This is a genomic window from Syntrophorhabdaceae bacterium (assembly GCA_028713955.1).
GTDB lineage: Bacteria > Desulfobacterota > Syntrophorhabdia > Syntrophorhabdales > Syntrophorhabdaceae > UBA5609.
Map to the genome: position 1 here is coordinate 1 of JAQTNJ010000123.1, position 9,204 is coordinate 9,204.

General features: G+C 46.7%; 9 protein-coding genes and 1 other RNA gene. All 10 read left to right on the forward strand.

The genetic code is table 11. The annotated features are described in order from the left end of the window. On the forward strand, nt 1-588 hold a 588-nt coding region (locus PHU49_10710), incomplete at its 5' end, for a PDC sensor domain-containing protein (protein MDD5244474.1). A 3-nt stretch (nt 589-591) separates the two neighbouring features. Then, on the forward strand, nt 592-1,884 hold the full coding sequence (locus PHU49_10715) for a 3-isopropylmalate dehydratase large subunit (GenBank protein MDD5244475.1): 1,293 nt from the start codon (nt 592-594) through the stop codon (nt 1,882-1,884). Further along, nucleotides 1,850-2,347 carry a 3-isopropylmalate dehydratase small subunit gene (locus PHU49_10720; GenBank protein ID MDD5244476.1) on the forward strand — a complete coding sequence of 166 codons (498 nt, stop codon included), beginning with the start codon at nt 1,850-1,852 and terminating at the stop codon, nt 2,345-2,347. The genes PHU49_10715 and PHU49_10720 overlap by 35 nt, the downstream gene beginning before the upstream one ends. Beyond that, the gene (gene icd, locus PHU49_10725) at nt 2,344-3,483 is read left to right on the forward strand and encodes an NADP-dependent isocitrate dehydrogenase (GenBank protein MDD5244477.1); all 1,140 of its coding nucleotides are present in this window, start codon (nt 2,344-2,346) and stop codon (nt 3,481-3,483) included. Before PHU49_10720 ends, icd begins: the two co-directional genes overlap by 4 nt. A gap of 35 nt (nt 3,484-3,518) precedes the next feature. Continuing rightward, a protein-coding gene (prfB, locus tag PHU49_10730) for a peptide chain release factor 2 (protein MDD5244478.1) occupies nt 3,519-4,638 on the forward strand; the annotation gives its coding sequence in 2 pieces (ribosomal slippage) (nt 3,519-3,587 and nt 3,589-4,638; 1,119 coding nt in all). Nucleotides 4,639-4,665: 27 nt separating this feature from the next. Further along, the gene (locus tag PHU49_10735; protein MDD5244479.1) at nt 4,666-4,920 is read left to right on the forward strand and encodes a hypothetical protein; all 255 of its coding nucleotides are present in this window, start codon (nt 4,666-4,668) and stop codon (nt 4,918-4,920) included. 269 nt (nt 4,921-5,189) lie between these two features. Then, nucleotides 5,190-5,369, forward strand: a non-coding RNA gene (gene ssrS, locus PHU49_10740) — 6S RNA. Nucleotides 5,370-5,522: 153 nt separating this feature from the next. Continuing rightward, a complete protein-coding gene (rny, locus tag PHU49_10745) occupies nt 5,523-7,076 on the forward strand; it encodes a ribonuclease Y (GenBank protein MDD5244480.1) in 1,554 nt (517 codons plus the stop codon). After that, nucleotides 7,066-7,842 (forward strand): TIGR00282 family metallophosphoesterase, encoded by a 777-nt coding sequence (locus PHU49_10750; protein ID MDD5244481.1) that lies wholly within the window; start codon nt 7,066-7,068, stop codon nt 7,840-7,842. Before rny ends, PHU49_10750 begins: the two co-directional genes overlap by 11 nt. 15 nt (nt 7,843-7,857) lie before the next feature. Beyond that, the gene (tyrS, locus tag PHU49_10755; GenBank protein MDD5244482.1) at nt 7,858-9,123 is read left to right on the forward strand and encodes a tyrosine--tRNA ligase; all 1,266 of its coding nucleotides are present in this window, start codon (nt 7,858-7,860) and stop codon (nt 9,121-9,123) included. Nucleotides 9,124-9,204 lie beyond the last annotated feature (81 nt).

A 9,204-nucleotide genomic window follows, 5' to 3' on the forward strand; every position in this document is an offset into this window, starting at 1 on the left:
GGAAAAGACAGGATTGAAAAGATACATCCCGGAGTTGCGAAGATCAACAAATGGATCATCAAGCAGTATGATGAAGGCAGGTGCACGTCGATATCAGAGGAAGAGATAGAGCGGCTTGTAAGGATCTACATACCGGAGATGTTCGTATCAGAGTTCGAGCTCCTGAAGAAGAGGGCATATGATATGGCAGCCCACCTCATCGAGAAATATATTGAAAAAGACCAGATCAGGACCATGGTCCCCGAACAACAGGAAGAGACACTGAAGAAGATCGTGGAGGATTATCCTTTTATCCAGTTTGCCTATATCGTGAACAGCGAGGGCATAAAGATCACAAAGAATATAACACAGGCCGTCGACAGGGCAAAATATTACAAGATAGGCCTTCATGAAGATTTCTCAGACAGAGACTGGTTTATTAACCCCATGAAGACCGGGAAGATAGGTGTTACCAGCATCTATTCCTCGAAGATCACCGATGCGCTGTGCGTCACCGTATCGGGTCCCATCAGGGATCAATTCGGAGACATAAACGGCATACTGGGGCTTGATATACGGTTTGAAGATCTCACGAAGGCTGAAGGATAAACGATGGGTAAAACAATAGCTGAAAAGATCCTTGGCATCAATACGGGGAGTGACGTCAGGCAGGGCGACTACGCGATAGTCAATGTGGACAGGATCCTGCTCCAGGACGGGACAGCCCCTCTCGCGATCAGGCAATTCGGAGAGATGGGTTTTCAAAAACTCTTTAACGGGCAGCGGGTAACCTTTTTCCTTGACCACGCATCACCGAGTCCCCGCATGGAGCTGTCAAATGATCACAGGACAATCAGGGATTTTGCAAAAAGACATGGCGCCAATATCTCCGAAACCGGTGACGGGATCTGCCACCAGATTATGACCGAGCGGATCCTGGCGCCGTCAGAGGTCCTTGTCGGCGCTGATTCCCATACATGTACAGGGGGAGCACTGGGGGCATTTTCAACGGGAATGGGTTCTACGGATATTGCCGTTGCCATGGGGCTTGGTACAACATGGATGAGAGTGCCCGAGAGTTATAACTTTGTTCTCAACGGCCGGTTTCCGTCCGGTGTCTTTATGAAGGATCTGATCCTGAAGGTCATCGGGATGATCGGCGCCGATGGCGCAACCTATAAATCCATGGAATTCGCCGGTGAAACAGTAAAACACATTGACGTGGAAGAGAGGATGACCATAGCAAACATGGCGGTGGAGGCTGGCGCTAAATGCGGGCTTTTTCCATCGGATATTATGACATTTATGTATCTCAGGCGGATGCGGAGAGAGAAGGTATATATCGAGATCATGCCTGATGATGATGCTGTGTATGAGAAGATATTCGAGATCAACGTCCATGAACTTACGCCGATGATAAGCCTGCCTCATCAGGTCGACAACGCGAAGAGCATCGAAGACAGGGAAGCAAAGAACATCCCGGTACAGCAGGTATTCATAGGCTCCTGCACAAACGGCAGGATCGATGACCTGAGAGTCGCATCGCTCATGCTGAAAGGAAGGAAAAAACACCCTGACGTTCGTCTTCTCGTCTGCCCCGCATCAAGGGCAGTCTATTATCAGGCATTGCATGAAGGGATCCTGGCGACACTTTTTGAGGCAGGGGCAATTATACTGCCACCGGGATGCGGGCCCTGCATAGGTCTTCACCAGGGAGTGCTCGGCGATGGCGAGACATGTGTTGCCACATCGAACAGGAACTTTCTTGGAAGAATGGGTAATCCTGATTCGGGGATCATCCTGAGTTCCCCGGCAACAGCAGCAGCAACAGCCTTAAAAGGAAAACTGACAGACCCGAGGGAGGTTTTGGATGATTTTGAAAGGAAAGGCGTGGAAGTTTGGTGATGATATATCCACCGACCATATAATACCGGGGAGATTTTATCATCTGCGGTCCAACCTGGATGAATTAAAAAAACACGTCTTTGAAGATATTGCACCGGATTTCCATAAAAAGATCAGCAGAGGCGACATCATCGTCGGCGGCAGGAATTTCGGGCTCGGATCGAGCAGGGAGCATGCACCGCTCATTATAAAGCTTGCCGGTATCGACGCTATCATTGCCAATTCCTTTGCCAGGATATTTTACAGGAATGCGATCAATGTAGGGCTTGCAGCGATAATCTGCAATACCGACGATATTAAAGAAGGCAACGAACTGGAGATCAGTCTGGATGAAGGTGTCCTTGACAACAGGACAAGCGGGGAGAAAAGTACCTTCTCACCGCTCCCGGCTATAATGAGGAAGATCCTCGATGAAGGCGGTCTCGACAGTTACATTAAAAAACACGGGAGCTTGAAGATTTGAAAGAGAAAATAACCATACCTTACATTGCCGGTGACGGCACAGGCGAAGACATCTGGAACGCTTCACACGAGATATTTGAAGAGGCGTTACACAGGGCTGCAAATGGAGAAAAGAACATAGAGTGGGTGGAGCTGCTCGCAGGACAGAAGGCGCTGGATACGACAAAGAAGCTTCTTCCCGAGGAGACTGTTGAAGCAATACGGGAATATAAGGTAGCAATAAAAGGACCTCTCACAACACCGGTTGGCGGAGGATTCCGGAGTATCAACGTATATCTCAGGCAGATCTTTGACCTTTACGTATGTATGCGGCCCGTCAGATACTTCAATGGTCTTCCAAGCCCGATGAAGACACCTGAAAAGGTCGGATTTATTATCTTTCGGGAGAACACTGAAGACCTCTATAGGGGTATCGAATGGAAGGAAGGCACACCAGAGGCACAGAGCCTCATACGGTTCCTGAAAGATACTATGAAAACAGACCTGCCGGACAGCACAGGCCTGGGGATAAAACCGATCAGCAGGGCGGGAACGATCAGATTTACGAAATGGGTCATTGATTATGCGATAAAGAACAAAAGAAGATCCATAACTGTTGTCCACAAGGGCAACATCATGAAATACACTGAAGGGGCCTTCAAGGAATATGCATATGAAGTTGCAAGGGAGTTTCCCGGAGAGATCACCTTTGACGCGGAGAAGGGGAAGATCGTCTTCAATGACAGGATCGCTGATAACATGTTCATGCAGGTTATTTTAAGGCCTGATGAGTATGATATCCTTTTGTGTCCCAACCTGAACGGCGATTATCTGTCCGACGCATGTGCCGCCCTTATAGGCGGCCTTGGCGTGGCGCCAGGGGCCAATATAGGCGACAGGATCGCTATCTTTGAACCGACACACGGGAGCGCGCCGAAATACGCCGGCAAGGATGTCATTAACCCTACATCGTTTATCCTCTCCGGCGCGATGCTTTTCCGTTATATCGGTCTCGACGGTGTATCGACACTTATTGAGAAGGCTGTAGAAAAAACAATAGGCGATGGGATAGTTACGTACGATCTCGCAAGACAGCTCACGAACGTAAACCCTGTGAAATGTTCGGAATTTGGAAAACAAGTCGTCAAGAGGCTATAGAGACAGGAACTAATTTTAGTAGAAAGGAAAAAGATATGTATGACGAAATAAAGGTCAAGATCGACGGATTGATTGAAAGAATGAGCGCCCTGAGAGGTTATCTTTGACCACTCTGCACTCAAGGTAAAGCTGCAGGAACTCGATTCAGAGATATCCGAAACTACCTTCTGGGAAGACCAGGAAAAGGCACAGAATATACTGAAAAAAAGGTCGCTTATCCAGGAGGAGATCGAAAACTGGCAGGGCAAAGAAAAGGAACTTGAAGAGATACTTATACTCGCCGAGATATCAAAAGAAACAGGAGACCCTAAAGATATAGAAGAATTAGATCAGAGGGCTGCCTCCCTTGACGCCCTCCTCGGTAAATATGAGATTGAACGTATGCTGGCCGGGGAGAACGATAAGGCCAATGCGATCATGTATATCAACTCAGGGGCAGGAGGGACAGAGGCCCAGGACTGGGTAGAGATGCTCCTCCGGATGTATCTGAGATGGGCTGAAAAGAAAGGTTTTGAAACACAGATTGTCGATATATTACAGGGCGAAGAAGCAGGCATAAAAAACGTTACCTTTTTAGTAAGAGGCCCCTATACATACGGATATCTGAAATGTGAGGTCGGTATCCACCGGCTCGTGAGGGTCTCTCCGTTCGATTCAAACAACAGGAGGCATACATCATTTGCCTCGGTTTACGCATATCCGGAGATTCCCGAAGATATACATGTAGATATCAAGGAAGAGGATCTGAGGATCGATACTTTCCGCTCCAGCGGTCCCGGTGGACAGCACGTGAACCGGACAGAGTCGGCAATCCGGATCACCCATATCCCCACCGGAATTGTTGTCCAATGCCAGAACGAAAGGTCTCAGCACAAGAACAAGGCCATTGCCATGGCGATCCTTAAATCAAGGATCTATGAACTCGAAAAGAAGAAAAAGGAAGATAAATTGAACTCATTGAACAAAGAGAAGAAGGACATTGCCTGGGGGAGCCAGATACGTTCATATGTCCTCCACCCTTATAAACTCATAAAAGACCACAGAACAAAATGCGAGGAGCATAACGCAGAAGCCGTTCTTGACGGAGATATCGATACTTTTATTAAATCTTACCTTTTATACTTGACTTTTGAGCAAAAAAGGGAGGATAATTAAGAACATAGGGGGAAAGGTTAATATATTATGGAAGTTTTCAGCATAAAAAGAGATATATTTAGTGAAAATAAGATTGAAGAACTTGAAGAAAAGATTGACAAACTTATAGAAAAATATAAAATTATTAAAGATGAAAACGAAAAACTTAATGTTAAACTTAAATCATTGGAAGGTAACGACAAGAATATACAAGAGAAAATGGATGAGATAAAAAAGGAAAGAGAAGTACTTATCGACAAGGTTACCAAGATCTTAGAAAAAGTTGAAAAAGTAGAGATATGAGGGTAAAATATGGAGAAGAAAGTTGAAGTAACCATTTTAAAGCAACCATTTACTTTCGTAGGAGAAGATGAGGACAGGATCAAAAGGGATGCACGTTATGTGAACGAGAAGATAGAGTATGCGATTAACCGGTATGGCATCATTAATACATTGAACGCTGTGATCATGGCATTTATGGAAGTGACCGATGAATATCTCGAGATGAAGAAGCAGGCAGAACTTGTTGAAGGAAGGACATTAAAACTTATAAAAAAGTTTGAGGACATAGATGTTCCCTGCAGTGTACGTGATAAATGGTAGGCTTAGAGCCAACACCTCTATAAGGGGAGCCTTACCTTGTTGTTGTGTGCATGCTCGTTATTATGACGAGAAGCCTGATACAACAATACGGCACCCACTTTAACAAGAGGTTCAAGACATACTGTTTACACGGCACCTGCGGGGCTTAAATTCAGGGTTGGTAGTAGAGAAAACAGAGGGTTGATATAGATATCATGTGTTTTTACGGAGGTTTTAAAACTCCTTTCATATAGATGTAAGTTACCCCTCTCTTCTTTATCTTCCTAACCCCGGTATAAGTAACCTTTACCATAGGGGGAATTTTGGATACAATAATCATTTCAGCAATCAGCTTCATAATAGCTGTTTTTATAGGCCTTGCCCTTGCCCGCCTTATCCAGAAGAAGAAAATCGGCGAGTACGAAAAGATAGGAAAGAAGATACTTGAGGACGCTAAAAAAGAGGCTGACGTCCTCATGCGGGAAGGCTCCATCCAGGCTAAAGATATCGTCCTGCAGGCAAAAAATGAGCTTGAGAATGAGACCAAATCGAGGAGGCTGGAATTACAGAATACCGAAAAACGGCTTGCCCAGAAAGAGTCAAATCTGGATAAAAAGATCGAGCTTATCGACAGAAAGGAAGATGAACTATCTAAGAAGGACCGTGAGATCTCACAAAAACAGTCCTTTCTCGACACAAAGATCAGGGAAAATGAAGCCCTCATTATAAAAGGCAAAGAACACCTGGAAAAGATATCCGGACTTACCGGAGAAGAAGCAAAAAAGATGCTTATGCAGGCGATGGAAGACGAAGCAAAATACGAATCCATGAAGATAATCAAGAAGATTGAGGAAGAAGCCAGGGAAAAGGCCGACAAGAAGGCGAAAGAGATCATTGCCTTCGCAATCCAGAGATACGCAGGCGATTACGTCGGTGAGGATACGGTATCCGTTGTAACCCTTCCCAATGAAGAGATGAAGGGAAGGATAATCGGGAGGGAAGGCCGTAACATCCGGGCCCTTGAGGCGGCCACCGGTGTAGATATCATTATTGATGATACGCCTGAGGCAGTGATCCTCTCCTGCTTTAACCCTATCCGGAGAGAGGTGGCAAGGATATCCATCGAGCGCTTGATCGGTGACGGGAGAATCCATCCCGCCAGGATCGAAGAGATCGTTTCGAAGGTCGCAGAAGAGATGGAAGAAAAGATAAAAGACTCCGGCGAGCAGGCTGTTTTTGACCTCGGCGTCCATAATGTCCATCCCGAGATCATTAAATTGCTTGGCAGGCTCAAGTTCAGGAGCAGTTATGCCCAGAACATATACCAGCATTCCCTTGAAGTTGCCTTTATCTGCGGCGCTATCGCTTCTGAATTAAGGATCAGTCCGAAGGATGCAAAAAGGGCAGGGCTTTTGCACGATATCGGCAAGGCCGTAGACCACGAGGTAGAAGGTTCACACGCCACCATCGGGGCTGATCTCGCGAAAAAATACGGTGAAAATGAACTGATTGTGCACGCCATTCTCGCGCACCACGAAGATGTTGAAACAACAAGCCTCCTTGACGTCATTGTCCAGGCCGCAGATGCGCTGTCGGGGGCAAGGCCCGGCGCACGAAGGGAGATGCTGGAAACATATATTAAAAGGCTTGAAGAACTTGAGCGTATAGCCAATAGTTTTCAGGGCGTGGAAAAATCATACGCTATACAGGCAGGTCGTGAGATACGTATCGTTGTAAACAGCGAAAAGATCAACGACGACAGCATTAATGTCATATCACGAGACATCGCAAAGAAGATAGAGACAGACCTTTCGTATCCGGGACAGATCAAGGTTGTCGTAATCAGAGAGACCAGGTCAATAGAATATGCCAAATAATATAAAGGTGCTTTTCCTCGGTGACGTTATAGGGAAACCGGGAAGAAAGGCGATAGAAAAGTATATAAAAACAGTCAGCGCGGATTTTTTCGTTGTTAATGGAGAAAACCTTGCGGGAGGAATAGGGATTACCCCATCAACCGCATTAGAAGCGCTGTCATACGGGGTTGATGTGGTTACGACCGGGAACCATGTCTGGAAAAAAAAGGAGATTGCCATCTTTCTCATGGAAGAACAGAGGGTGATCCGCCCCTTGAATTATCCCGATGGTACACCTGGTTTTGGCTATACGCTTGTCCGTAAGAACGGGAAATCCCTCTATGTAGCCAATATCGAGGGTCGTATCTTCATGAATCCCCTTACGTGCCCGTTCCGCGCCATGGAAAGATTTATAGAACAGGCCTGCGGAGATGCTCCTATTCTTGTTGACTTCCATGCTGAAGCTACTTCTGAAAAGATAGCGATGGGATGGTTTCTCGACGGCAAGGTATCTGCGGTCGTGGGCACACACACCCACGTTCAGACAGCAGATGAAAGGATACTGCCGAAAGGCACAGGGTATATCACCGACGCGGGCATGACCGGCCCTGCGGACTCGGTGATCGGCATGGAAAAGAAGGTCGTACTCGAGAGATTCCTGACCCAGCTTCCTCAGAAATTCGAGGTTGGGAAAGATGATATTGAAGTGCAGGGCGTTATGATAACGATAGACAGTACGAGCAAGAAGTGTGTTGCCATAGAAAGGGTGAAGCAAAAGATAGACTGAACATCAGGATGACATATGGATATAGAGAGGGATATAGAGATTATTAAGAGGGGCGCCGTAGACCTCGTTAATGAGAACGAACTGAGAAATAAGCTCACAAAGGCAAAAAGCAACAAGATGCCCCTCAGGGTAAAACTCGGGCTTGACCCCACAGCGCCCGACCTGCACCTTGGGCATACGGTTGTCCTCCAGAAACTAAAACAGTTTCAGGAATTGGGCCACACGGCGATCTTCCTCATCGGTGACTTTACGGGTATGATAGGAGATCCTACAGGCAGGATAGAGACGAGGCCGGCCCTCACAAAGGAAGAATTACTTGCCAATGCAGAGACCTATAAAAGACAGGTTTTCAAGATCCTCGATCCTGAGAAGACAGAGGTGCGCTTCAACAGCGAGTGGTTTGAAGCAATGAACGCGGCAGACATGATAAGACTCTGCGCCCAGTACACGATGGCGCGCATGATGGAGCGCGAGGATTTCAGGAACAGGTATCAGAATAACCAGTCTATCAGTATCCACGAATTCCTGTATCCCCTGGTACAGGGCTATGATTCGGTTGCCCTGAAGGCTGATGTGGAACTCGGAGGCCATGACCAGATCTTCAATCTTTTTGTCGGCAGGGACATCCAGAAATCTTATGGCATGGAATCACAGGTGATCGTTACTGTTCCGCTGCTCGAAGGCACCGACGGCGTCAACAAGATGAGCAAGAGTTATGGGAATTACGTTGGTATCGATGAACCGCCGGACATCATGTTCGGCAAGCTCATGTCCATATCCGACGAGCTGATGCTGAAATACTATGAACTTCTGAGCGATATATCGCTTGAGGACCTGAAACAACTGAAAGAAGGGATACAAAAAGGCACGGTGCATCCGAAAGAGGCGAAAGTCAACCTCGCGAAAGAGATCATAGTGAGATTCCACAGCTCAGAGGCGGCGAAGATAGCCCACGAGAACTTTGAAAAGATGTTCAGGGAGAAGGAAGTGCCTGAAGAGATTGATACGGTGACAATGAAAAGACCTGAAAAAGATCCTGTTTCGATCCCCCATTTTCTCCGGGATCTCGGTACGGTGACTTCCGTGGGAGAAGGGATCAGGATGATCGAACAGGGTGGTGTATCGGGTTTTGCATATCTGTCCGGATCACAGTTGACGTTGCCCCATGCAGACATCAAACTTACAAAAGTAACCGGCAAGGAGATGTCATTAAAGGACACTGTCGGATATATATGGAAGATCGGAAAAAGGAAGTTTAAAAAGGTCATCTTTGAGGATTAGAAGCCTTGACATGGGCTCTCTTTTATTGTTAATTATAACCCGTTCCCGGGATAGGTTGCAGGTCCAGGGGATGTAGTTTTG

What these genes read in the sequence shown, in the direction of transcription:
- PHU49_10715 (MDD5244475.1), top strand. Translation starts at nt 592, where the DNA reads ATGGGTAAAACAATAGCTGAAAAGATCCTTGGCATCAATACGGGGAGT.
- tyrS (MDD5244482.1), top strand. Translation starts at nt 7,858, where the DNA reads ATGGATATAGAGAGGGATATAGAGATTATTAAGAGGGGCGCCGTAGAC.
- PHU49_10750 (MDD5244481.1), top strand. Translation starts at nt 7,066, where the DNA reads ATGCCAAATAATATAAAGGTGCTTTTCCTCGGTGACGTTATAGGGAAA.
- PHU49_10735 (MDD5244479.1), top strand. Translation starts at nt 4,666, where the DNA reads ATGGAAGTTTTCAGCATAAAAAGAGATATATTTAGTGAAAATAAGATT.
- PHU49_10720 (MDD5244476.1), top strand. Translation starts at nt 1,850, where the DNA reads ATGATTTTGAAAGGAAAGGCGTGGAAGTTTGGTGATGATATATCCACC.